Raw genomic sequence first — 23296 nt, forward strand, 5'->3', positions numbered from 1 at the left:
GGATGAAGATCATGTATCGCACCCGAAGCAGGAAGAAGCGGCGGATTATCACTGCAGCTGTGATAGCAGCTGTGGTGCTTATATTAACTCAGGTGCCTCTTCCGTACTATTATATACAGCCTGGATCAGCAGTCAGTTTGTCTTCGGTGGTGGAAGTGGAGCAGGGAGCAGAGGAATCCGGTGAAATGTATTTAACGACTGTGTTTCAGCAGGGTGCTACGCCGGCACTTGCTTTATGGTCCGTATTTTCTCCGTACCGCGAGCTTTCCCCGAAAAATTCCTACCAGTTTGAAGATGAAAGTGAAGAGGAATTTTTTGAACGTCAGCGCCAGGTGATGGAGGCCTCCCAGGAGTCTGCAGAAATAGCAGCGTATGAAGCGGCCGGAAAAACTGTCAATGTGGAGTATCGCGGAGTGAGGGTTGCGGACTTTATTGAGGGGATGGACGCGGCAGAAAAGCTGGAGGAGGGCGACCTGATACAGGCGGTTGATGGAAAAGAAACCCGGACGCTTGAAGAGTTGAACAATGAGATTGCAAACATCGAAGCCGGCGAAGAAGCAATGATCACCTTCCGGCGGAATAAAAAGCAGATGGAAGCAGAGATTGCCGTGGAATCGTTTCCGGCTTCGACCGGAGAGGAGGAAAACTCCGGCCTTGGAATACTTTATCCCTATACGGAAAGAACTGTTTCTCTTGATCCGGAGGTTACGATCGACGCAGGATCTATCGGAGGACCATCCGCAGGTTTGATGTTTGCACTTGAAGTATACAATCAGCTCACCGAAGAAGATCTTACAGACGGAGAGAAAATAGCCGGTACCGGTACCATTGATGAACAGGGCGTAGTCGGTCCGATTGGCGGAATAGACAAAAAAATCGTGGCGGCGGACAAAAAGAATATAGATGTCTTTTTTGCCCCTGCGTCCGGCATGGCTTCGCCGTCCAATTACGAAATTGCCAGACAGACGGCGGAAAACATCGGTACTGATATGAAAATCGTACCGGTGGAATCATTTGATGAAGCTTTAAACTATCTAACAGATGAGCAGAAAATGGCTGAAAGCAAATCTTAGAAAAGCAGAAGGGGCGGAAGGTCATAATCCTTTCGCCATTCTTTTTGTCTTTCAGCAGGCGAAAGTAAAAGCGCATAAGCATTATCGGCGCGTTCGCCGAGGGCGAGCTGCGGTGTTTTTTTACTGCTCATTTTCGTATAAAGAGGTACGGATATATGTTTTTTTGCCTGGTTTAAATAGAGGCGGCCCTGCGCGTTCATGCCCAGAATCCGTATATGATCAACGTTCTGGCCGTCAGAGGCTGCAGTGGCTTCATCCTTTGTCAGGCCGGTCAGTATATGCACAGCGGTCCGCTGAAGACGTGTCAATGTATAACGCTTCGTTTTTACCAGGTGCAGCCACTGCTCAAAAGCGTCTGCTTCTTTCATCAGCCGCTTCATACGGTTATGAAGGCCTTCAGACATATCATAGTGGGAAGCAAGCTCTGTATCGGAGGCAGTTACCATCTTGGCCTGCAGGATAGAAAAATAGTCCTCCCAAAACCGAAGACGCGGCAGCTGGGTAAGAATGCGTCTGGAGGCTTCGGGAATAAATGAACTGATGTCTTTCCCCTGCTGAAGCATCCGCCGCAGGCTGGTGGCACTCGCGATAGAAGCATCCTGCGGAGAAACGTCGTGATAGGAAGCACCTTTTCGTTTTACGGTGTCAATCCGGAGCTCTGGGTAAGCCTTTGCTGCAGCTTTTGTGTAATGGAAGCCAAGAATATTGTTTGGCTGGCTTAAGTCCGGCAGGAAGCCCGGGGCCTCTAAGTCTCTGTATGCCAGCTCGTTAGCTTTAGCATAGCTGCACCCTCCCTGAATATGAAAGCGGACACGCTCATCAAAACGGTCCTGGTGCGCGTAAAGAAAATCGACAAGCTTTATAAATGGGGCGGATTCTCCGTGCTCGCTTCCGAAATTTAAATCAGTAACGCCGAGTTCCCTGCAAATGGAAACAGCCCCGGCAGCAAATATGTCAGCATGCTGGCAGGCAAACATATATGGAAGCTCGACAACAAGGTCAGCCCCGCTTGCGACAGCCATTTCCGCCCGTTCCCTTTTAGGAACGAGAGCAGGCTCGCCCCGTTGAAGAAAAGGGCCGCTCATAATACATACGACTATATCGGCCTTACTCTGGACAGCGGCCTGTTTGAGGTGATACAGGTGGCCGTTGTGAAAAGGATTGTATTCGACAACCACTCCTAGAACGTTCATTAAAAGTCCGCCTTTCAATTAGGGTATTTCGGGATATATCGCTTTTCACGTTTCTTTATTCATGATACGATGTTTTTCGAGAGTTCAAAAGGGTTTACTGTAAAGAAAAAATGTTGACAAAGGACGTTTCGATGGATATAATTACTCTTGTTGTCTGGAGGTGGATCCGATGAAATGGGGTATCCAGCAGTTACTTTCAAAAAAGCACGAACAGGCGTTTAACATCGAAGGAGACGCAGATGTTTCAGAGATGGTTGAGCGCGATAAAGAACTACGGGATATCAGTGCCGTGCATGTGCAGGGTGAAGGGACCATCGTTGAAGAAACCTTTCATGTACACCTGCGGCTGACGGGAACTATGATACTTCCATGTGCACGCACGCTCGCAGACGTCCATCATCCGTTTGATGTAGAAATGTTTGAAGCATTTCGGCTGGACGGGATGCCGGCGGACGAAGAAAACGTTAACGAACACGAGCCAGAAGATGGTTTTGTCGATCTTCTCCCATATATTAAAGAAAACATTTTCCTTGAAATGCCGCTTAGAGTCTTTGCAAAGGAAGGGGACGGTGAGCCGCTTGCTCCCCAGAGCGGAGACGACTGGCGGGTAATCTCGGAGGATGAATTAATAAAGGAACGGGAGCAGGAAGCTCCTAAAGTTGATCCGAGAATGGCTGATTTATCGAAGTATTTCGATAAAGGCTCCAGCTGATCCAAAATCATTCACTGGTTGGAATAATCTTTATCTTATAAGGAGGTGGGAATCATGGCAGTACCTTTTAGACGTACTTCTAAGACCCGTAAACGTATGCGCAGAGCTCATCAAAAAGTAGCAGTACCAGGTATGGTAGAATGCGAACAATGCGGAGAGCAGAAACTATCTCACCGTGTGTGCAGAAATTGCGGTTCTTACAAAGGCGAAACAGTTGTAGAAAAGTAATAAAAAAAGCAGGGTGCCAAAGATGGCACCCTGCTTTTTTTATATAGATGCTAAAGAGCAGGATATTACGATTCGGTATCAGAAAGAGGCGGTTCTGCAGTTAATTCTTCTGCTTTTTGCGGCTGTACCCCTTTTGGATACCATACGTATGGGTTTTCACCACGGTCTCTGACCGGGTTATATTCTGCGGGCTCAAAACCCATTTTCAGCCAGAAATCATCCGAACGCTGGCGCGCGTTTGTTTTCACTGGCAGTTCAAAGCTTTTTGCGTAGTTGACAAGCTCTTCTCCGAAGCCGCGACCCCGGTAAGGCTCGAGTACTTCGAGCTTCCAAAGCTCAAGGTAATCCTGCGGGGGATCGAAGAAACGGTCATATTTGCCGGTGATTGTATATAAACACATACGTGCAACCAGACGGTCTCCAAAATAGATGCCGTAAAATGGGGAACGGCTGTCGTTTTCCATAATGTTTTCTTCGAGCTCCTCCTGCATGGAAAGCTCCTGAGCGCCAACTTCTTTGAAGTTTTGAAATTCTTCTAGTGTCTTGTAGTTTATGAGTAAGGGTACAACTTCTATTCCACTCATGCGATTGGCCTCCTTCACTAATAACTTCCAACTTCATTATACACGAAAACGTTTTAAATCGAAAAGTGAAAAGTCGGTGTCCCCGATCGCCGGATGCTACTAGTCCGGAGAGAAGAGATATGCTAAAATGCTTGAGACATCTATAATTCATAAATAATATTGGTGTTTAATGTGATAGAGTTAAGAAAATGCGAGCAAACTGGATGAGGGAAAGTGACAAACATGCTACAGCAGATATATGGATGGTTAATGGAAGCAGCTCTGGCCTTTCCGCCGGCTTTTTGGTACATAGCCTATCTGGTCACGGCAAAATTAACGAAAAGAAAAGCATACGCCTTCCGCGCTGCCTGTGATTCAACTACGCTGTTGTTTATTGCTTCGGTGCACAGATGGTCCAGTGACCTGTGGAATGAATCCTATCTGTGGGTCATTTATTTAGTGATTCTGGCCAGTGCCATAGTGATATCCATTATCCATTATCATTCCCGGGAGGAGCTGGAATTTTTCCGGGTGCTGAAGGGCATATGGAGATGCAGCTTTTTTATATTTGCGGCAGGATATGTCCTGTTAGCCGGGTACTGGGTGTATCTGCAGTTCACGGCATAGAACGGAGCAAGGCATAAAGGATGGTAGTTTGATATGAAAGTGCTGTACGATCAACCAATAGAAAACAATCATTTTTTGCATGACTATCAACAGGGAGAACCCAGTGCCAGACAGCTCTTTCATTACGCTGGGGATACCCAGGGGGTGCAGGACCGGCTTCGTTATTTAGACGGCCGGTCTTTTGAGCGCCGGCGCTTAAAGCAGCTTTTGCAGAAGTATAACGACAGTCTGTACTACGGAGAAAGAGCCGTTGCAGCTCTCGAAAAACTTGAAAGTGAAGAAGCTGTCATTGTAGCCGGTGGCCAGCAGGCCGGTATGCTTACCGGCCCTTCTATGGTTATATCCAAGGCCTTATCGGTGATTAAGCTGGCAGAAAAGGAACAAAAGCGGCTGGGCCGTCCCGTGCTTCCGTTGTTTTGGATCGCGGGCGAGGACCATGACTGGGAGGAAATAAACCATGTCAATTTCCCGGTCGATGGACATCTCGATAAAACAAGATTTGAAGGAAACTTTCTGCCGAACGTGCCTGTGTCCGAGCAGCCGTTTAACGCAGAGGAAGCGGAAGCATTTGTGGAAGAGGCCTTTTCGAAGCTCCGTGAGAGCCCGTTTACAAAGGAATTAAGAAACGAAGTGCGTGTACTTGTTCACCGATCGGTGTCCTGGTCCCAGTTTTTCGCAGAGATGATGCGCTGGCTGTTTAAAGAAACAGATCTCATTATGATGGACCCTCAGCAGCCGGAATGGAGAGAGCTGGGGGCTCCACTTTTTAAAAGCCTGCTCTCTGAGCCGGGAAAAATAAACGAGGCTGTTTATCAAGGCACAGTCGAAAGAGCAAAAGCTGGGTACGGGGATGTCGGGGGCATCAATTTTGACAGCGGGCACCTGTTTTATCATATAAATCATGTGCGGCACCTGCTTGAATATTCAGATGGCGTCTGGCGCAGCCGGAGAACAGGGGATGTGATGAACACGAAGGAATTACTGAGAGAATCGGTGCATTCCCCCTTTCTTTTCAGTACGGATGTAGTCACCCGGCCTTTAATGCAGGAGCAGATGCTTCCGGTTCTTCATTTTGTGGCGGGCCCGGGGGAAATGCAGTACTGGTCTCTTTTGAAGCCGTTGTTTGAAGCACTGGACCTGCGGGTCCCAGTGGTGCAAAAGCGGATGGAGATGCATTACGTTACCCGGCAGGTGCAGCAGGCCGCCGAAAAAGAACGCATTCCCTTTAGAGAACTGCTGAATTTACCGGCACTAAAACAAAAGCTTCAGGAGGTAAAGCATGCTGCCCTGGAAGTGGACGGGAAAGCTAAAGCAGCAAGGGTAATGGAGGAAATGAAAGAAGCGCATGCCGCTCTTGCGGACGAATGGGTTCGCCAGTTTCCTTCGCAGGAAAGCTTTGCACAAGAAAACTGGCGGCGTATTGAAAAAGAAGTCGGTTATCTTGGAAACCGGCTGGATGCGGAGCAGGAGCGCACAGTTCAGGTTCATATACAGCGGCTCGAATTAATCATTGGGCAGCTGTATCCGCGCCGGGAGCCGGCAGAACGGCAGATCAATATTTTATTTATGCTAAATGAATTTGGCGCCTGTCTTCCGGAACAGGTTTCAGCCAAAACGGATTGGAAGAGCGGTCGGCAGAACATTATATTACTGTAGCGTCTTTGTACTGATTTATATAATATCCGGATAGAAACTTCCCGAAATAGCGGGAAGTTTTTTTGTTAAAAAAATTTTCCGGAAAAAGTGGTACAAAGTGGGGGAATGTGGTAACTTAAATATATGGAGTGGTGAAAGGTTGGGTCCATATGTTTATGGGAGAATATCAACATAATATGGACGATAAAGGAAGAATCATTATCCCATCCCGTTTTCGGGAGAAGCTGGGAGATTCTTTCGTCGTTACCCGTGGTCTGGATGGATGCTTGTTTGTTTATCCTTACGACGAATGGGAACGTATTGAAACCAAATTAAAAGCTTTGCCTTTCACAAAAAAAGACGCAAGGGCATTCACACGTTTTTTCTTTTCAGGTGCATCTGAATGTGAACTTGATAAGCAGGGACGTTCGATGATTCCAACCACCCTCCGCCAATATGCAGAATTAAAAAAAGAATGTATGATCATCGGGGTAAGCAGCCGAGTAGAAATATGGGATAAACACAAATGGGACGAATATTACGCAGAATCAGAGGAAGCATTTCCGGATATCGCAGAGAACATGGCCGATTTAGATTTTTAAAAGCAGTATCAAACACGTTTTTGCCGGAGGAATAGAAGTGCCGCCACAATTTGAGCATGAAACCGTATTAAAGGAAGCAGCAGTCCAGGGGCTGAATATACATCCGGATGGGGTGTATGTTGATTGTACTCTCGGGGGCGGCGGACACAGTGAAGAAGTCATGAAGCAGCTTTCTTCCGAAGGCCTTTTAATAGCCTTTGACCAGGATGAGGAAGCGATCGCTCATGCACAGCAGCGGCTTCAGGTTTATGGGGAGAATTTCAGGATCGTACATAGCAATTTCCAGTTTTTAAAGGAAGAACTGCTTGAGCTTCAAGCCGGGCAGGTAAACGGGATATTATTCGATCTTGGAGTTTCATCGCCGCAGTTCGACCGGCCGGAAAGAGGATTTAGCTACCGCTATAATGCCCCTCTTGACATGAGAATGGACAGGCACAGGCAGGAGCGTACAGCAGCACATATCGTCAATGAAGCATCATTTCAGGAGATCTGGCAGATTCTCTCGGAGTACGGGGAAGAGCGTTTTTCAAAGCAGATTGCCAGAAAAATCGAAAAAGCGCGTGAAGATCACCGTATTGAAACCACTGAACAACTAGTTGAAATCATCAAAAGTGCAATACCTGCACCGGCCAGGAGAAAGGGCGGGCATCCGGCGAAGCGGACTTTTCAGGCTTTGCGAATTGCTGTAAATAATGAAATTGATGTGTTCAAAGAAGCGCTTGGCGATGCGCTGACAATGCTGGCGCCGGGCGGAAGATTATGTGTCATAACATTTCATTCGTTAGAAGACAGAATTTGTAAAAGGTTGTTTAAACAGAAAAGTTCTCCACCTCCGCTTCCGAAGGGGCTCCCGGTCGTGCCCGATGAAGCAGAACCAGATTTTAACCTGGTTACAAAGAAACCGATCCTGCCATCAGAAGATGAACTGACGCAAAATCCAAGGGCGGCTTCCGCGAAGCTTCGAATCATCGAAAAACGCGAGGAGGGTAAACAATAATGGAGAATTTGGCACAGCAGATTAAACGCCAGCAGGAAGACAAACAAATCGTACATAAAAAAGTCCAGTACCACGTTCGTGGTGGGATTACAAAGGGTGAAAAACTGATAATGACGGCCGTTATTATCGGGATTTTAATCGCATCCTTTTTCATCGTTTCGAATTTCGCTACGATACACGCCCAGGACCAGCAGATTGACCAGACCGCAACACAGGTCCAGGAGCAGCAGCAGGTGAATCAGAACCTTGAGCTGCAGGTTGCTGAACTTAGTTCACCGGAGCGTATCATGGACTACGCGAAAAATGAGCTGGGTATGGAAATGAAGGATGAAAATATTCAAGTCGTAAACGGAACAGAACAGAACTGATGCAGAAGGGAGGGGAATCCGTGGAAACACGGTAGTACTGCTCCCTTCTTGCAAGTTAACTGCGGCCCCGGCACATGTAAAAACTCAGGTGGTGAACGTTCTCAGCATGAAGAAATTGAAAAGCACGAAAGTACGGGCGCTTTTACTGGTCATTGCTGTAGCTGTTTTCTTTCTCGTTTTCACCGGCCGTATGGTGTACATCCAGGTGGGAAAAACAGTAGAGGGAAATGACCTTGCAAGTATGGCAGACTCCAGATATACCACGACTGAAACCGTTGATGCGAAACGAGGGACTATTTTTGACAAGCAGGGAGAACCTCTGGCAGAACAGGTGCCCTCTTATTCTGTGTATGCCGTCCTCGATGAATCCTACGATGATCATGTGAAAAACCCGGACAGGGTAGCGAGAGAGCTTGGGCCACTGATCGGTATGGAAAATGCAGAGCTGAAAGACATGCTCGAACGCGATCAGTACCAGGTGGAGCTTGGTTCCGGAAGCAAGTATTTAACGCTGTCTGAACGAGAAGAAATCGAGCAGCTTGATCTTGCAGGTATACATTTTCGTGAGGAGCCGACGCGCTACTATCCGAACCAGACGTTTGCAAGCCACGTGCTTGGCTATATGAGTCGGGATATGTCAGAAGCTCACATGGGACTTGAAGCCGGATTGAATGAAGAATTGACCGGAAAAGACGGAACAAGAACAGAGTCTGAAGAGAATGCTCTTCTTGACGAAGATGAGACCACAACGAACACAGCTGAAGACGGCAAAGACGTTTACCTGACTTTGGATGGAAATATTCAAAGCGTGCTTGAACAGTCGATGTCAGAGGTGGAAGAAAGCTACAGCCCAAACAAAATTATGGGCATTGTAGCAGACGCAGACAGTGGGGAAATACTCGGTATGAGCAACCGCCCGAGCTTTAACCCGAATGAATATGAAGAAATCGAAAACTACACCAACTATGCTGTCTCCGATCAGTTTGAGCCCGGGTCGACCATGAAAATCTTTACGCTGGCAGCTGCGATTGATAAAGGAGTCTTTGAAGGCAAGGATACTTATGAGTCCGGCACATATAACGTTTCCGGGGAAACAATCCGGGATCATAACAACGGGGAAGGTTGGGGAGAAATCACTTATAATGAAGGTCTCCGGCGTTCTTCGAACGTAGCATTTATGAGGATTGCGCTTGAAATTCTGCCTGAAGGAGCCCTGTTTAATTACCTGGAAAAATTCGGTTTCGGCCAGGAAACCGGAATTGATCTGCCGAATGAAGCGGACGGCGCATTAGCGGAAGAGACACCATTAAACGTTGGTATAACAGCCTTCGGGCAGGCTTCTACAGTTACTCCTATTCAGATGATTCAGGGGGCCACCGCTATAGCCAATGATGGTAAAATGATGCAGCCCTATGTGATCGACCACATTGAAAACCCAAACAACAACGAAACAACGTATGAATCCGAACCCAACGTAGCAGGCAAGCCGATCAGCAAGAAGGCAGCTGAAAAAACTAGGAAAAAGCTTCAAACCGTCATTGAGGGAGAGCATGGCACTGGGGCGCCGTACCAGATTGATGGAGTAGAGGTTGCGGGAAAAACAGGCACAGCTCAAATCTCTGATCCCGAGGGGGGAGGCTACTTGAGCGGGGAAAACCAGAATATCTTTTCTTTCATCGGCATGGCGCCGGTGGACGATCCGGAAATTATTGTCTATGTTGTCGTGGACCGTCCGGAGCTTGAGCCGACAGAAACAGGCTCGGATGCCGTGAGCGCTATTTTTAATCCGGTAATGCAGCAGAGCCTTTCATACATGAATCTTACCCCTTCGGATGTTGAGGATACAAAAGCCTATGAAGAATCAGGTATCGAATTTGAAGACTATACCGGGAAATCGGTGAATAAAGCTGAAAATGCCGCTGAGAACGCGGGACTGCAGCCGGTGGTAATCGGCAGCGGCAGCCAGGTGGAAAATCAGATTCCTACAAATTCGGAACGGCTGATCGTAGGTGAAAAAGTAATCTTCCTTACAAATGGACAAAAAAGTATTCCTGATGTCAGCGGATGGTCACTCCGGGAAATCCAGCGCCTTGAAGCGCTGCTTGAAATCGATATAGACACAAGCGGTTCCGGCTATGTCAGCTCCCAGTCGGTGGAAGCCGGCACAGCCGTTAGTGCTGCCGGCAATATGGAAGTCGAGCTGGTTCCGCCGGACGAACTGGAGGACGCTCAGGCAGAGCAGACAGAAGCAGAAGAAGCTGACGCGGAAAATGAAAACCGGGAACAACAGCCACAAGAGGCTGAAACAGAGGAACCTGAAGCTCAGGAAAATGATACAGAGGAAAGCTCCGGTGAAGAGCAGCCAGCAGAAAGTGAAGCACCGGTAGAAAATTAATGACGATTGTCCCATGACATGTTTTATCGTTCACATTAGAATGAGTGGGGTGTACGCAGAGAACGAACGCAGTTCTCTGCGTGTATATTCGTTTAAAAACAGCCGGGAAAGACGAAACACGTTTTTTCTATAATTAGTGGTAAACACTTGCTCCGGATAGAAAAGAGGCACGGAAATGAAATATATTACAGACATTATTCCAAGTATAATGGTTCGGGTTGAGCGCGAAGACAAAGAAATCGAGAGCTTACATATGGATTCCAGGGGAGTAATCCCAAATGGTCTGTTTTTTTGTATTGAAGGGACCAAAGTAGACGGCCATGATTTTGCCGCCGACGCAGTAAGTAATGGGGCGGCGGCTGTGATAGCTGAACGGCATGTGGACGTCGAAGCTCCTGTGTGGCTAGTGAAGGATACGCAGAAGGTAATGGCCTACGCGGCGGATCATTTCTACGGGCACCCTACAGAGGATGTCCGCATAATCGGTATTACCGGGACAAATGGTAAAACCACGACCAGTCATTTAGTTGAATCTATCCTAAACGAAGAGCAGACTAAGACAGGGTTAATCGGCACTATGTATGCAAAAATCGGAAGTGAATCCGTAGAGACAAATAACACTACGCCTGAATCCCTGGAGCTGCAGCAGCTGTTTGCGAAGATGCGGGAGGATAAAGTGGAAAGCTGTGTTATGGAGGTTTCTTCTCATGCGCTGCAGATGGGGCGCGTGCGGGGAGTCCAGTTCCGGACAGCAGTTTTTACAAACCTGTCACAGGATCATCTGGATTATCACGGCTCGATGGAAAGCTACAGAAACGCTAAAAGCCTCCTGTTTTCACAGCTGGGCAACAGCTTTGCGGGAGAGCTGAGCACTGCGGTATTAAATGGAGACGACGAAGCCTCCGATTACTTTCAGGCAGTGACCACAGCACCGGTGCTCACATACGGGATCAGTGACCGCAACGATATTTACGCTGAAAATATAAAAACTTCCGGTGGCAAAACATCGTTTACGCTGAACACCCCTTGGGGGAGCACGGAGGTGGAGTATCCACTGCTTGGAAGGTTTAATGTATACAACGCGCTCGCAGCCATCGCTGCATGTATTGCAGAAAACGTTTCTGTCACAAGCATCGTTGATGGCCTGAAGCATGCCCCGGTTGTAAGCGGCAGATTTGAAGCAGTGGAAGCAGGGCAGAAAAGCACCATTGTCGTTGATTATGCCCATACCCCGGGCGGACTGGAAAATGTTGCTCAAACAGCCTTTGATATGACTGAGGGGCGTCTTTATACCGTGATAGGGTGCGGCGGAGACCGGGACAAAGAAAAAAGGCCAAAGATGGCAGCTGCAGCAGAAAAGTTCAGTGACCTGGTCATTCTTACCTCCGACAATCCGCGCTCGGAAGACCCGGCTGAAATATTGGAGCAGATGGAAGCAGGGTTTGCCGGTACAGAATACGAAATCATTGAGGACCGCCGCAAGGCGATCGAACGTGCCGTATTCCTTGCCGGGGACGGGGACACAGTGCTTGTTGCAGGCAAAGGCCACGAAACGTACCAGGTAATAGGGGATCAAACGTTGGAATTTGATGACCGCGAAGTAGCAAAAGAAGCGGTCAGAAAGAAAAATAATAAACAGTCTTAGCGCTTCATACTGAAAGGAGCTCCCTCGATGGGTTTTGCAGCTTTAATAGTAACAATAGTTTCATTTATTATATGTGCGGTTTCAGCACCGGTCCTTATTCCAGCTTTAAAGCGGCTGAAATTTGGCCAGAGTATCCGGGAAACGGGGCCGGAATCGCATCAGAAAAAAGGCGGCACGCCAACAATGGGAGGCGTAATGATTATTGCCGGCCTTTTGATTACTGCTCTCATCGTGCTGCCGCTTTTTGTCGGCTACACAACAGAAATTTGGCTGCTCCTGCTTGTAACTGTAGGCTTTGGAATACTTGGATTTTTGGATGATTTCATTAAAATTGTCATGAAACGGAACCTCGGCCTTACAAGTATTCAGAAGCTGATTGGCCAGGTGGTTATTGCATTTATCTTTTTTATTGTTTTGTATAACGGCACGTTTGATACAAGTGTAGCTGTGCCGGGAACTGAATGGTCACTCGAATTTGGATGGGCGTATTTTTTTCTAATCATTATTATGCTCGTCGGTGCTTCCAACGCAGTGAATTTGACGGACGGGCTGGATGGACTGCTGGCCGGCACGGGAACGATGGCGTTTGCCGCTTATGCCCTGGTCGCTTTTTCGCTTGGGTATATGGACGTTGGGCTGTTTGCGTTTGCAGTTGTGGGCAGCCTGCTCGGCTTTTTAATCTTCAATAAATACCCGGCAAAGATTTTCATGGGGGACACCGGTTCCCTCGCGCTCGGGGGCGCGATTGCTGCTGTAGCTATTTTAACCAAAACCGAGCTGACGCTGATTGTGATCGGTCTCGTATTTGTTCTGGAGACGCTGAGTGTCATTATCCAGGTGATTTCGTACAAATTAAGAGGGAAAAAGGTATTTAAAATGAGCCCGGTTCATCACCATTTTGAACTGTCAGGCTGGTCGGAGTGGCAGGTTGTTACTGCCTTTTGGGTGGTGGGCGCTGCTGCCGGGCTGTCCGGGGTCGCATTAGAGGTGTTTTTATAATGGATCGCTTAAAAGAATATAAGGGAAAAAAAGTGCTTGTCGTAGGTCTGGCTAAAAGTGGTTTAGCGGCGGCGAAGCTGCTGCATCGCTCTGGGGCGGAGGTGACTGTGAATGACGGAGCAGAGGCGGAAAAAGGAGATGCGAAGGTTCAGGAGCTTGAGAATCTCGGCATTCGGCTGATTACTGGAAGCCACCCAGTCTCCCTGCTCGAAGAACCGTTTTCAGTCATTGTTAAAAATCCGGGTATTCCCTATCACCATCCTTTTATCAAAAAAGCTCTGGAAAAACAATTCAATATTATTACAGAAATTGAACTTGCGGCAGAGCTGTGTGAAGGGACGATGATGGCTATTACCGGCTCGAACGGAAAAACGACCACTACATCATTGATCCAGGCCATTTTCAAAAAGGACCACAGAGAAGCTGCTGTAGCTGGTAATATTGGAAGTGTGGCATGTGAAGTAGCTCCCCGGATAAAAAAAGACCAGATTATGGTTACAGAGGTTTCCAGCTTTCAGCTGAAAGGGACACAAAAGTTCCGCCCGAAGGTTGGGGTGCTGCTGAATCTTTTCGATGCCCATCTGGATTACCATGGATCGAGGAATGACTACGAGCAGTCAAAAGCAAAGCTATTTCAGAACATGACCGCAGAAGATACTGCAGTCTACAACTATGATCAAAAAGAGGTAAAACGAATTGCCGAAAGCTCGGACGCGGTACTTGTGCCTTTTTCCAAAGAGACTGTTTGTGAAAACGGCGCCTATATGAAGGACGGTATGTTTTATTATAAGACTGAGCCGGTGATGGCTGTGGAGCGTGCCTCTCTTCCGGGGGCGCATAACAAGGAAAATATGCTGGCAGCGATTGCTGCTGCTAAAGTACTTGGCGCCTCCAACCAGGCCATCGATTCGGCCTTATCCGACTTCCACGGCATCGAGCACCGGCTTCAATTCAGCGGGATTGTGAATGGACGCAAAATCTACAATGACTCGAAAGCGACGAACATGCTTTCCACCCAAAAGGCGATCGAAGCTTTTGAAGAGCCGGTGGTGCTTTTGGCCGGTGGCCTTGACCGCGGCAACACCTTCGATGATTTAATTGAATCTTTCCGGAAAATCAAGGCGCTCGTTGCTTACGGCGAGACGCGGGACAAACTTGCGGCCTCTGCACAGGAAGCAGGAGTAACTGAAATCCACCGCACAGAATTTCTGGCAGATGCTGTAGACAAAAGCTTTCAGCTTTCTGAAAGCGGGGACGTGTTGCTGCTCTCACCTGCCTGCGCAAGCTGGGACCAGTTCCGGACGTTTGAAGAGCGGGGCCGGACGTTTATGGAATATGTAGAAAAGTATAAATGACATGGAGTGCAGGTTTGCTCCACTCCTGAAGCTACCTTTAAAAGGTGGTTTCAGGAATGGATCGAAATGATACATTCTTTAAAATAAGCCTATATAAAAACAAACACAAAAAAGTAATGGAATCCAGGGAGCCCGAAATAAACAAATGAATAAACAGGAGGGGACTGTATGGGACAAGAGGCGGAATCAGCACGGAATTTCGAAGACTTTGGCAAGGTATTGAAGGATGAGCCACTGGCAAAGCACACAACCTGGAAAATCGGCGGACCGGCGGACTGGCTGGTTGAGCCTACAAGCGTGGAGGAACTGGCGAACGCAATGGATTGGATTCGTGAAGAAAATCTTCCATGGCGTGCCATTGGACGCGGCTCGAATCTGCTGGTGGATGATGATGGAATTGAAGGCGTGGTAATAAAATTTGGTACGAAGCTTGCCAATTTGGAAAACGATAACGGTATAGTCACCGTGGAATCGGGCTATCCACTAGTCCGGCTTGCTACGATTTTAAGCCGGGATGGATACGGAGGCATGGAGTTCGCCGGGGGCATCCCGGGGAGCGTCGGCGGGGCAGTATTTATGAATGCAGGCGCCCACGGCTCTGATATGTCGAAGGTACTGATAGAAGCGTTAATTTTATTTCCGGACGGAACAATGGAATGGATTCCCAACGAAGAAATGGGATTTGCCTACCGTACCTCGAGGCTCCAGTCGGACAAGGGTATATGTGTAGCCGCCAGGCTCAAGCTTGAGCAGGGAGAAAAAGATGTCATCTTTAAAGAAATGCAGGAATACAAAGAGTACAGAAGAGAAACGCAGCCGTGGGCTCATCCATGTGCCGGAAGCGTGTTTCGGAATCCCCTGCCTGACCATGCCGGTGAACTTATAGAGAACATCGGATTAAAGGGACACGTAATCGGCGGTGCGCAGATATCAGAGCTTCATGCAAACTTTATTGTTAACACAGGGGAAGCCAAAGCATCTGATGTGCTTGCATTAATTGAAAAAGCCCGCTCCTCCGTGAAAGAAGCTTACGGTATTGAGCTTGAAACCGAAGTGGAAATCGTAAACAGAAGATCAGCTGACAGCTGATAAGCGGGGAAATAGAGGAGGACTGCGGTTTGAGGAAGCCAAATGATGGCAAACTGGTCTCGCTCGAAGAGCATCACCCCAGTTTAAAGGAGCAGCGCCGGCAAAAATCACGGCGCCGGCTGTTTATCTATCTGGCTGTATTTTTTGTATTGATCGGACTGGTTATTTATTTTCAATCCCCGTTAAGTCATATCCGCAGTATTGAAACGAGCGGATCCCAATTTACAGATAAACAGGTTATTAAAGAAGACAGCGGGGCCCAGATTGGAACAAATATCTGGGAAATGGACAGAAAGGCGATTAAGAATAATGTAGAAAAGCTGCCGGCAATTGAAAAAGCAGAAGTAACAAGGTCGTGGCCGGCGACGGTAAACATTAAGGTTACTGAGTATGAAAAAGTTGCTTATACACAGATGGAAGGCGCTTACGCCCCGGTGCTTGAAAACGGTTATGCGCTGACAGATGATGTGAACAGCGAACTTCCGGCTGATGCACCGCTTCTGCAGAATTTTGAAAACGAGGAAAGACTTGAAGCGTTCGCAGAGGAGCTGGGCAAACTGGGGGAAGGGGTGACCAACCGGATTTCAGAAGTGTATTTCGAGCCTTCTGAAAGCGAAGAGGATAACATCACTCTTTACATGAACGACGGTCTTGAGGTCCGCAGTTCTGTTTCCGGATTCTCGGAGTATATGAGCTCATACCCCTCCATTGCGAGAAATATTGATGCTGGGCAAAACGGGGTGCTTTATATGATGAGAGCTCCATACTTTGAAGCAGCAGAAACGCAGGAAAACTCCGGAGATGAAAATGAAGGGACACAGCAGATGCCTGAGGAAAGCTTCATTGAAGGAAATGACACTCCTGAAGAGGCAGAAAACGGAGCTTCCGGCACAGAAGAAAATGATAGTGCAGATGGAGCGGGGCAATAAAAGAATGAATATTGTTTGAAAATTGCCTTTTCCATTGAAGATAGTTGTTGTAGACTGAAAAGAAGGCGTATTTTTCTTAACCCAGATAAAAATACTGCCATATATTATTAATGGAAGCGCAACCGGGATAATTCTGGTGCGTATGGAATTATAAAAGGTACAATAGCTATAAAATTGAAACGAAAATAGATCTATAAGGGGGTGCCCAACCTTGAACAGTGAAAATTTGTATGTCAGTCTTGATGTCGGCACATCGTCTGTACGAGCGATTATCGGAGATATGAGCGGTGGTGCCTTGAAAATTATCGGAGTCGGCCGGGCGCCGTCTATCGGCATGAGAAAAGGTGCAATCGTCGATATCGATGAAACGGTCAAAGCAATTAAAGAAGCCGTGGATCAGGCGGAACGAATGGTTGATTTAGAAGTAAAGCAGGTTATTGTAGGAATTAACGGTAATCAGGTGGAAATGCGGGCATGTAATGGAATAGTGGCCGTCTCAAGCACCGATCGTGAAATTCAGGACGAGGACGTGGAAAGAGTTATCGACGCGGCACATGTGATGAGCATTCCGCCCGACAGAGAAATTATTGATATTATTCCGGCCCAGTTTATTGTGGACGGGATGGATGGAATTAAAGATCCGCGCGGCATGCTCGGCACTCGTCTCGAAATGGAAGGAACTATTATCACAGGAGCTAAAACCGCTTTACATAACCTACTACGCTGTGTGGAGCGAGCAGGACTGGAAATTGCAGATATTGTGCTTCAGCCGTTGGCTTCAGGGAGCGTAGCCGTTTCAAAGGACGAGCGTTCTCTTGGGGTGGCACTGATTGATATTGGCGGCGGCTCGACGACGGTCTCTGTATTTCAGGAAGGCCAACTGCAGACAATGTCCTTTCTCCCAATTGGCGGGAGCCACATCTCAAACGATATTTCTGTCGGCATCAGAACGACCGCTGAAGAAGCAGAGCGTCTGAAGCTTGAGCATGGCCATGCCTTTATTGATGATGCTTCTGATGATTTGTCCTTTTCTATTCAGACGCTTGGAAACAATGATCAGAAAAAATTCACGCAGCTCGAACTTGCAGAAATTATTGAACCGAGAATGGAAGAAATTCTTACATTAGTTCAGCAGGAAATCAACCGCATGGGCTATTATGATCTTCCGGGAGGTTATGTATTAACCGGAGGAGCGGTCATGATGCCGGGAACGCTCGAGCTTGCCCAGGACATATGGAAGCAGCATGTCCGCCTTGCAATGCCGGACTATATCGGCGTGCGGGAGCCTACGTATACAGCCAGTATCGGCCTGATTGAATTTGCATATAAAAGCATGAAGGTTCATAGTGGAGAGGAATCCGTTGTAGCAGCGGGACGCTCTGAGAAATATGCAGAATCAGACCGCCCGGCTTCAGCAGGAGAAGCGAATTACCGCAATGGTTCAAGCACGCGCCAGCAAAACCGGACGAAGGAAAAAGATCCGGAGGAGCCTGGATTTAAAGAGCGTATGCGAAGCGTATTTAAATCTTTCTTTGAATAAGTAATGAAGGATAAAACGACTATATAGGAGGACCACATATGTTGGAATTTGAAATGGATATGGACCAGCTAGCCCAGATTAAAGTCATCGGTGTCGGCGGGGGCGGTTCGAACGCTGTGAACCGTATGATTGAGAACGGTTTACAGGGAGTAGAATTTATTGCGGTAAACACAGACGCCCAGGCGTTAAAATTATCAGAAGCAGAAACAAAGCTTCAATTAGGCGGAAAGCTGACAAGAGGCCTGGGTGCCGGAGCGAACCCGGAAATTGGTAAAAAAGCTGCTGAAGAAAGCAAAGAGCAGCTCGAAGAAGCGCTCACCGGTGCCGATATGGTATTTATCACAGCTGGCATGGGCGGAGGCACAGGCACAGGTGCTGCTCCGGTTATTGCTGAAGTAGCCAAAGAAATTGGGGCCCTGACCGTAGGCGTCGTTACGCGCCCATTTACATTTGAAGGTAAAAAGCGTGCGGTGCAGTCCTCCAACGGTATTTCCTCTTTAAAGGAAAAAGTGGATACGCTGATTGTTATTCCAAACGACCGTCTGCTTGAAATTGTGGACAAAAGCACGCCGATGCTTGAAGCGTTCCGTGAAGCAGACAATGTCCTTCGCCAGGGCGTCCAGGGCATTAGTGATCTGATCGCGGTACCGGGACTTATCAACCTTGACTTTGCCGACGTAAAAACAATCATGAGTGAAAAAGGCTCTGCGTTAATGGGCATCGGTATATCAACCGGAGAAAACCGTGCAGTGGAAGCGGCGAAAAAAGCCATCTCGAGCCCGCTTCTTGAAACGTCCGTGGAAGGCGCTCAGGGTGTGCTGATGAACATTACCGGCGGCTCCAACCTGAGTCTGTTTGAAGTGCACGAAGCAGCAGAGATTGTATCTGAAGCTTCGGACACGGATGTTAATATGATCTTCGGCTCGGTTATTAACGAAAACCTGAAGGACGAAATCGTAGTTACGGTTATTGCGACAGGGTTTCAGGACAGTGAAGACCAGCGGAGCGCGCAGGGAACACGTGGCGGAGGCCGTCAGACTGTTTCCCGGCAGCAGCCGACAAGGCAGCAGGCTCCGCAGCAGCCCCAGCAGTCTGCACCCCAGCAGGACTGGAAGGAAGAGCCTGTTTCTGAAAATGAACCGTCCAGAGATAGAGATGGACAGGAAGAAGACGAAGGACTCGATATTCCAACGTTCCTGCGCAACCGGCGCCGCCGTTAGGCGCGGGCAGGTGATAGAAGAAAAAAGCGGGCCGGATACGGCCCGCTTTTCTTCGCTGATGCTGAAGTATTTCCGTTTAAGCCATATAACTGATCAACAAGCAGAAAGGTCGTGATGGCATGAAGCCTGAGCCGTTTCACCTTTTAACAAACGGTATTCTCGAGCTGCAAATGAACAGCAAAGCAGCTGCCGCCGGCTTTACTACAAGAGTAAACGGCGAGGGGAATCCGCCTTACGAGAGCCGCAATACTGCCCTTCATGTAGGTGAAGACAGGAATGTAACGATAAACAACCGGCTGATCACCGCCGAACATATCGGCCGTCCTCTTTCCACCTGGACTGCTGAAGAGCAGGTTCACGGCAGCCGTATTGTAGAAGTCAGCCGCAGTGATGCCGGCAAAGGGAGTGAGCAGAGGGAAACCTCTGTGGCAGAAGCCGATGGCATGATTACCGAGTCGAAGGAAGTGACGCTTGTCAGTTTTTATGCTGATTGTGTTCCTCTGTTCTTTTATGCAGAAAGCGCTGCGATGGCAGGGTTAGCTCACGCAGGATGGAAAGGAACCGCCGCGGACATTGGGGCTGAAATGATTCGTGCTTTTGCAGATAAGGGGGTCCCGCCTGAACAAATATATGTGGCGATCGGACCGGCTATATCCGGAGCTAATTATGAAGTGGATGAAACGGTCCTGTCAGCATTTAAGAGTCAACTTGATTTTTCCGATGGGGAGCCTTGGGTCGAAAAGGCAGATGGGCGTTACGCGCTTGATTTAAAGACAGCCAACAGACTGCTGCTTGAACAGGCAGGAATCCCCCCTGAACGTATTGCTGTCAGCGGTTACTGTACTTATGCCGAAGAGGATCTGTTTTTCTCCCACCGTCGTGATAACGGGAAAACTGGACGAATGATGAGTTATATCTATATTATATAGACAGGAGGATGCTGCAATTTGAACACGGTGGAAGCCAACTGGAAAGTGATAAAGCGTAACATCCGCCTCGCCTGTGAAGCATCCGGCCGGGATACGGAGGATGTCACATGCATTGCTGTTACCAAGTACGTTTCCCCGGAGCGGGCGGTAGAGGCAGTAGAAGCCGGAATAACCAATTTAGGGGAAAACCGTGTGGAAGGAGCGCTTGAAAAATACGAAGCTGTTTCCGGCCGCGCGGACATTCATTTTATTGGCAGCCTGCAGTCCAAAAAAGCGAAAAAAATTATCGGCAAATGTGCATACATTCATTCGCTGGACCGCTGGAGTCTGGCAGAGGAAATCAACAAGCGCTCCGGAGAAACAGTCACCGAATGCTTTGTGCAGGTGAATGTCTCTGGGGAAGAAAGCAAGGCAGGGCTTCCGCCAGAGGAAGTGGAACCGTTTATCGAATCACTCGTGAAACTTTCCGGCCTCCGGATCGTAGGTTTAATGACACTCGCTCCATTTGAAGAGGACGCTGAAAAAACCCGGCCGGTTTTTCGTCAGATGAATGAGTTGCGCAGGCGTATCCAGGAAAAAGGCTGGGCGCACGCTCCCTGCCGGTATTTATCCATGGGAATGTCCAACGATTATATGGTAGCTGTGGAAGAAGGCGCTACTCATATCCGTCTTGGTACTTCGCTTGTAGGTGAATAAAGGAACCAGGCGTTAAGTAACAAAACAGCTGTATCTCTGTGTAAAAAGGAGAGGAGAAGATGAGTTTGCGTTCGAAGTTCCGGCGTTTTTTTGAAATGGACGACGATGTGGTCGAACAGGAAGTCCCTCTTTCTGAAGAAGAACAGTACGCCCAGTATGAAAACAGGCAGGGGACATCTCCAAGCAATGTGGTGAGCCTGCAGAGTGTGCAGAAGTCCTCGAAGGTGATGCTTCTGGAGCCGCGCAGCTACGAAGAAGTGCAGGATATCGCCGATCACCTGTGCAGCCGAAAAGCAGTGATCATTAATCTGCAGCGGGTGCCGAAGGAGCAGGGGCGTCGTATCGTAGATTTTTTAAGCGGCACGGTCTATGCCATCGGCGGAGACATTCAGAAGGTCGGCAGCCAGATCTTTTTCTGCGCGCCCGATAATGTGGATATTTCAGGGGCCATTACAGATATTTTATCAGAACGGGATGAACACTATTAAAAGAAAGGAGAGAGATTATGCAGCTTATAGGTTCCTTGCTGATTAGTTTAATCAGTCTTTACCGGATTGTGTTAATTGTATACATCCTCATGTCGTGGTTCCCAAACGCGAGAGAATCTACAATCGGCCAGTTTATCGGTTCGATCTGTGAACCATATTTGGAGCCGTTCCGCCGCTTTATTCCACCACTCGGCCCGCTTGATATATCGCCAATCGTGGCAATCATTGTGCTCTTTTTTGCAGAATCAGGCATCCGGGCGCTGTTTTTCAATGCCGGTGCATTGTTTTAATTGAGGTGAATAAAACATGAACATGCTCGAACACTTCCGGCCGGAGGAAAGAGCCTGGGTGGAACAGGCGTCAGACTGGAAAGAAGCAGTCGAAACAAACTTCGAAAGACGGCTGACCGATTTTCTCGATCCGCGGGAGCGGGATATTCTAGCGTCGGTCATCGGAAAAGACGAAACCGTTCACTATGCTTTTGCCGGGGGGAGCGATGATGCTGAACGAAAACGGGCGTTAATTTATCCGTTTTACGAACAGCCGGAGCTGGAGGATTTTCAGCTCATATTGTTTGAAATCTCCTATCCGCAGAAATTTGCTTCTCTTGAACACAAGGATGTTCTCGGGGCTTTGATGGGCATTGGGTTAAAACGGGAGAAATTCGGTGATATCCTGGAGGGGGAAGGCTGCTTTCAATTCGTAGCAGCTGCTGAAGTCCGCAGCTATATCGAGCTGAACCTTCCAAAAATTGCCAATGTTTCGGTAACGCCTGTAGAAAAACCATTTTCCGCTATGCTGCCGATAGAAGAACAGTGGGTGGAACGTGAAACCACCATTTCTTCGCTTCGGCTTGATACCTTTATGGCAGAAGCATACCGGCTTTCAAGAAGCAAAACGCTTCCATTCATAGAAAAGGCCAAGGTGCGCGTGAACTGGAAAAAGGTGGACCAGTCCTCTTATATGCTCCGCCCCGGGGATTACGTTTCGGTACGCGGGCTTGGCCGCTCTAAATTGATGGAGGTGCTGGGACGCACGAAAAAGGATAAGCAGCGGATTGTGTACGGAATTAAAGAACAAAAAAGAAAAAAATAACCTTTTTGGTTTTGAAGGAAGGAACTGCCTTTTTCGCCGCGAATGTAGAAAGAGGCAGCAGGCTTTCGGGCCAGTATACATACTTGAACAGTAGAAAGGGTGAAAGATTTTGCCTTTAACACCACTGGATATTCATAATAAGGAATTCACAAGAGGATTCCGGGGATACGACGAAGATGAAGTAAACGATTTTCTAAAGCAGCTGATTAAGGATTTTGAAGATGTGATTCGTGAACGCGACGAGCTGTACGACCGCACAAAAGAGCTCGAAGACCGCATCAATCATTTCTCAAGCATTGAAGAGACGCTGAATAAGTCGATCTATGTAGCCCAGGAATCGGCAGAAGAGGTGCGGAAAAATGCCCAGAAGGAAGGACAGCTGAAGGTGCAGGAAGCGGAGAAAAATGCGGACCGCATTATTAACGAAGCCCTAAACAAATCACGACGGATTGAGCTTGAAATTGAAGAACTGAAAAAGCAGGCTTCTGTTTACCAGACCAAGTTCAAAATGCTGCTCGAAGCACAAATGGAAATGCTTCATTCGGATGAATGGCAGAATCTTGCCGAGGAGGAACCGGCTGAGGCAAACGTTTATGCCGGCGACGGCGAACGCCTTGACTAACACCGGTAACTAGATTATACTTTTGCATTATCATATTCGATAAACGTTGAAGGGGAGCAGGCAGTAATGTACCGGTCTCAGCGATCTGCGGTTGGTGTAAGCGCAGAACCAGGACATTTTTGTTATCACCCTGGAGTTCCTTAACTGAACAAAGCAGTAAGTTAAGGCGGCTTAAAAAAAGCCGTTATTGCCAATGAAGAGACGAGAAGGGGGCCGTATAGCCTCCTGCGCTCATCAGGGTGGTACCGCGAGTCATTCTCGCCCCTATGCTATGCACAGGGGGCTTGGAATGGCTC

24 protein-coding genes are annotated in these 23296 nt (G+C 48.1%); 22 read left to right on the top strand and 2 right to left on the bottom strand.

The features are described from left to right. The first annotated feature begins 11 nt into the window (after window positions 1-11). Window positions 12-1073, top strand: a complete 1062-nt coding sequence (locus Q0757_RS01945; RefSeq protein ID WP_298784169.1) for a SepM family pheromone-processing serine protease — start codon at window positions 12-14, stop codon at window positions 1071-1073. On the opposite strand, the gene Q0757_RS01950 is transcribed toward Q0757_RS01945, so the two are convergent. Next, window positions 1070-2266, bottom strand: coding sequence for a nucleotidyltransferase (locus tag Q0757_RS01950; RefSeq protein WP_298784170.1), 1197 nt, complete (start codon window positions 2264-2266; stop codon window positions 1070-1072). The two genes, Q0757_RS01945 and Q0757_RS01950, sit on opposite strands and share 4 nt — an antisense overlap. Window positions 2267-2435: 169 nt before the next feature. On the opposite strand from Q0757_RS01950, the gene Q0757_RS01955 reads away from it, so the two are divergent. Further along, the gene (locus Q0757_RS01955; RefSeq protein WP_298784171.1) at window positions 2436-2978 is read left to right on the top strand and encodes a DUF177 domain-containing protein; all 543 of its coding nucleotides are present in this window, start codon (window positions 2436-2438) and stop codon (window positions 2976-2978) included. 54 nt (window positions 2979-3032) lie between these two features. Further along, a complete protein-coding gene (rpmF, locus tag Q0757_RS01960; RefSeq protein WP_079476087.1) occupies window positions 3033-3206 on the top strand; it encodes a 50S ribosomal protein L32 in 174 nt (57 codons plus the stop codon). A gap of 65 nt (window positions 3207-3271) precedes the next feature. Here rpmF and Q0757_RS01965 read toward each other — a convergent pair whose 3' ends face one another. Beyond that, window positions 3272-3790: an N-acetyltransferase gene (locus Q0757_RS01965; RefSeq protein ID WP_022792685.1), complete on the bottom strand. Its 519-nt coding sequence runs from the start codon at window positions 3788-3790 to the stop codon at window positions 3272-3274. 222 nt (window positions 3791-4012) lie between these two features. Here Q0757_RS01965 and Q0757_RS01970 point away from each other — a divergent pair, with 222 nt between their 5' ends. The 19 genes from Q0757_RS01970 to Q0757_RS02060 all read left to right on the top strand — a co-directional run bounded on the left by Q0757_RS01970 (window position 4013) and on the right by Q0757_RS02060 (window position 23000). Next, the gene (locus Q0757_RS01970; RefSeq protein ID WP_298784500.1) at window positions 4013-4396 is read left to right on the top strand and encodes a DUF3397 domain-containing protein; all 384 of its coding nucleotides are present in this window, start codon (window positions 4013-4015) and stop codon (window positions 4394-4396) included. 33 nt (window positions 4397-4429) lie between these two features. Beyond that, window positions 4430-6052, top strand: coding sequence for a bacillithiol biosynthesis cysteine-adding enzyme BshC (gene bshC / locus Q0757_RS01975; protein ID WP_298784182.1), 1623 nt, complete (start codon window positions 4430-4432; stop codon window positions 6050-6052). A 149-nt stretch (window positions 6053-6201) separates the two neighbouring features. Beyond that, window positions 6202-6633, top strand: a complete 432-nt coding sequence (mraZ, locus tag Q0757_RS01980; RefSeq protein ID WP_298784502.1) for a division/cell wall cluster transcriptional repressor MraZ — start codon at window positions 6202-6204, stop codon at window positions 6631-6633. A gap of 37 nt (window positions 6634-6670) precedes the next feature. Further along, a complete protein-coding gene (gene rsmH, locus Q0757_RS01985; protein ID WP_298784184.1) occupies window positions 6671-7630 on the top strand; it encodes a 16S rRNA (cytosine(1402)-N(4))-methyltransferase RsmH in 960 nt (319 codons plus the stop codon). Beyond that, window positions 7630-7998 carry a cell division protein FtsL gene (gene ftsL / locus Q0757_RS01990; protein ID WP_298784185.1) on the top strand — a complete coding sequence of 123 codons (369 nt, stop codon included), beginning with the start codon at window positions 7630-7632 and terminating at the stop codon, window positions 7996-7998. The genes rsmH and ftsL overlap by 1 nt, the downstream gene beginning before the upstream one ends. A 106-nt stretch (window positions 7999-8104) precedes the next feature. Beyond that, the gene (locus Q0757_RS01995) at window positions 8105-10393 is read left to right on the top strand and encodes a penicillin-binding protein (protein ID WP_298784186.1); all 2289 of its coding nucleotides are present in this window, start codon (window positions 8105-8107) and stop codon (window positions 10391-10393) included. A gap of 175 nt (window positions 10394-10568) precedes the next feature. Then, entirely contained in the window at window positions 10569-12038 is a 1470-nt protein-coding gene (locus Q0757_RS02000) for a UDP-N-acetylmuramoyl-L-alanyl-D-glutamate--2,6-diaminopimelate ligase (protein WP_298784188.1), read from the top strand. A 27-nt stretch (window positions 12039-12065) separates the two neighbouring features. Beyond that, entirely contained in the window at window positions 12066-13037 is a 972-nt protein-coding gene (gene mraY, locus Q0757_RS02005; RefSeq protein WP_298784190.1) for a phospho-N-acetylmuramoyl-pentapeptide-transferase, read from the top strand. Beyond that, window positions 13037-14392, top strand: coding sequence for a UDP-N-acetylmuramoyl-L-alanine--D-glutamate ligase (murD, locus tag Q0757_RS02010; RefSeq protein ID WP_298784192.1), 1356 nt, complete (start codon window positions 13037-13039; stop codon window positions 14390-14392). Before mraY ends, murD begins: the two co-directional genes overlap by 1 nt. 168 nt (window positions 14393-14560) lie before the next feature. Beyond that, complete coding sequence (gene murB / locus Q0757_RS02015; protein ID WP_298784194.1) at window positions 14561-15481, top strand: UDP-N-acetylmuramate dehydrogenase; 921 nt, start codon at window positions 14561-14563, stop codon at window positions 15479-15481. A 29-nt stretch (window positions 15482-15510) separates the two neighbouring features. Continuing rightward, the gene (locus Q0757_RS02020) at window positions 15511-16410 is read left to right on the top strand and encodes a cell division protein FtsQ/DivIB (protein ID WP_298784195.1); all 900 of its coding nucleotides are present in this window, start codon (window positions 15511-15513) and stop codon (window positions 16408-16410) included. Between the two features lie 211 nt (window positions 16411-16621). Continuing rightward, a complete protein-coding gene (gene ftsA / locus Q0757_RS02025; RefSeq protein ID WP_298784197.1) occupies window positions 16622-17950 on the top strand; it encodes a cell division protein FtsA in 1329 nt (442 codons plus the stop codon). A gap of 38 nt (window positions 17951-17988) precedes the next feature. Beyond that, window positions 17989-19170 (top strand): cell division protein FtsZ, encoded by a 1182-nt coding sequence (gene ftsZ / locus Q0757_RS02030; RefSeq protein WP_298784199.1) that lies wholly within the window; start codon window positions 17989-17991, stop codon window positions 19168-19170. A 119-nt stretch (window positions 19171-19289) separates the two neighbouring features. Then, window positions 19290-20099: a peptidoglycan editing factor PgeF gene (pgeF, locus tag Q0757_RS02035; RefSeq protein ID WP_298784200.1), complete on the top strand. Its 810-nt coding sequence runs from the start codon at window positions 19290-19292 to the stop codon at window positions 20097-20099. Between the two features lie 18 nt (window positions 20100-20117). Beyond that, window positions 20118-20795 (top strand): YggS family pyridoxal phosphate-dependent enzyme, encoded by a 678-nt coding sequence (locus Q0757_RS02040; protein WP_298784204.1) that lies wholly within the window; start codon window positions 20118-20120, stop codon window positions 20793-20795. A gap of 59 nt (window positions 20796-20854) precedes the next feature. Next, a complete protein-coding gene (locus Q0757_RS02045) occupies window positions 20855-21283 on the top strand; it encodes a cell division protein SepF (protein WP_298784206.1) in 429 nt (142 codons plus the stop codon). A 17-nt stretch (window positions 21284-21300) separates the two neighbouring features. Then, on the top strand, window positions 21301-21573 hold the full coding sequence (locus Q0757_RS02050; RefSeq protein ID WP_298784208.1) for a YggT family protein: 273 nt from the start codon (window positions 21301-21303) through the stop codon (window positions 21571-21573). Window positions 21574-21589: 16 nt separating this feature from the next. Beyond that, window positions 21590-22378 (top strand): RNA-binding protein, encoded by a 789-nt coding sequence (locus tag Q0757_RS02055; protein ID WP_298784210.1) that lies wholly within the window; start codon window positions 21590-21592, stop codon window positions 22376-22378. A 109-nt stretch (window positions 22379-22487) separates the two neighbouring features. Then, a complete protein-coding gene (locus Q0757_RS02060; RefSeq protein WP_298784212.1) occupies window positions 22488-23000 on the top strand; it encodes a DivIVA domain-containing protein in 513 nt (170 codons plus the stop codon). The last annotated feature ends 296 nt before the right edge of the window (window positions 23001-23296 follow it).

The sequence above is a fragment of the uncultured Marinococcus sp. genome (assembly GCF_947493875.1).
Classification (GTDB): domain Bacteria; phylum Bacillota; class Bacilli; order Bacillales; family Marinococcaceae; genus Marinococcus.

What these genes read in the sequence shown, in the direction of transcription:
- Q0757_RS01945 (WP_298784169.1), top strand. Translation starts at nt 12, where the DNA reads ATGTATCGCACCCGAAGCAGGAAGAAGCGGCGGATTATCACTGCAGCT.
- Q0757_RS01950 (WP_298784170.1), bottom strand. Translation starts at nt 2,266, where the DNA reads ATGAACGTTCTAGGAGTGGTTGTCGAATACAATCCTTTTCACAACGGC.
- Q0757_RS01955 (WP_298784171.1), top strand. Translation starts at nt 2,436, where the DNA reads ATGAAATGGGGTATCCAGCAGTTACTTTCAAAAAAGCACGAACAGGCG.
- rpmF (WP_079476087.1), top strand. Translation starts at nt 3,033, where the DNA reads ATGGCAGTACCTTTTAGACGTACTTCTAAGACCCGTAAACGTATGCGC.
- Q0757_RS01965 (WP_022792685.1), bottom strand. Translation starts at nt 3,790, where the DNA reads ATGAGTGGAATAGAAGTTGTACCCTTACTCATAAACTACAAGACACTA.
- Q0757_RS01970 (WP_298784500.1), top strand. Translation starts at nt 4,013, where the DNA reads ATGCTACAGCAGATATATGGATGGTTAATGGAAGCAGCTCTGGCCTTT.
- bshC (WP_298784182.1), top strand. Translation starts at nt 4,430, where the DNA reads ATGAAAGTGCTGTACGATCAACCAATAGAAAACAATCATTTTTTGCAT.
- mraZ (WP_298784502.1), top strand. Translation starts at nt 6,202, where the DNA reads ATGTTTATGGGAGAATATCAACATAATATGGACGATAAAGGAAGAATC.
- ftsL (WP_298784185.1), top strand. Translation starts at nt 7,630, where the DNA reads ATGGAGAATTTGGCACAGCAGATTAAACGCCAGCAGGAAGACAAACAA.
- Q0757_RS01995 (WP_298784186.1), top strand. Translation starts at nt 8,105, where the DNA reads ATGAAGAAATTGAAAAGCACGAAAGTACGGGCGCTTTTACTGGTCATT.
- Q0757_RS02000 (WP_298784188.1), top strand. Translation starts at nt 10,569, where the DNA reads ATGAAATATATTACAGACATTATTCCAAGTATAATGGTTCGGGTTGAG.
- mraY (WP_298784190.1), top strand. Translation starts at nt 12,066, where the DNA reads ATGGGTTTTGCAGCTTTAATAGTAACAATAGTTTCATTTATTATATGT.
- murD (WP_298784192.1), top strand. Translation starts at nt 13,037, where the DNA reads ATGGATCGCTTAAAAGAATATAAGGGAAAAAAAGTGCTTGTCGTAGGT.
- murB (WP_298784194.1), top strand. Translation starts at nt 14,561, where the DNA reads ATGGGACAAGAGGCGGAATCAGCACGGAATTTCGAAGACTTTGGCAAG.
- ftsZ (WP_298784199.1), top strand. Translation starts at nt 17,989, where the DNA reads ATGTTGGAATTTGAAATGGATATGGACCAGCTAGCCCAGATTAAAGTC.
- pgeF (WP_298784200.1), top strand. Translation starts at nt 19,290, where the DNA reads ATGAAGCCTGAGCCGTTTCACCTTTTAACAAACGGTATTCTCGAGCTG.
- Q0757_RS02045 (WP_298784206.1), top strand. Translation starts at nt 20,855, where the DNA reads ATGAGTTTGCGTTCGAAGTTCCGGCGTTTTTTTGAAATGGACGACGAT.
- Q0757_RS02050 (WP_298784208.1), top strand. Translation starts at nt 21,301, where the DNA reads ATGCAGCTTATAGGTTCCTTGCTGATTAGTTTAATCAGTCTTTACCGG.
- Q0757_RS02055 (WP_298784210.1), top strand. Translation starts at nt 21,590, where the DNA reads ATGAACATGCTCGAACACTTCCGGCCGGAGGAAAGAGCCTGGGTGGAA.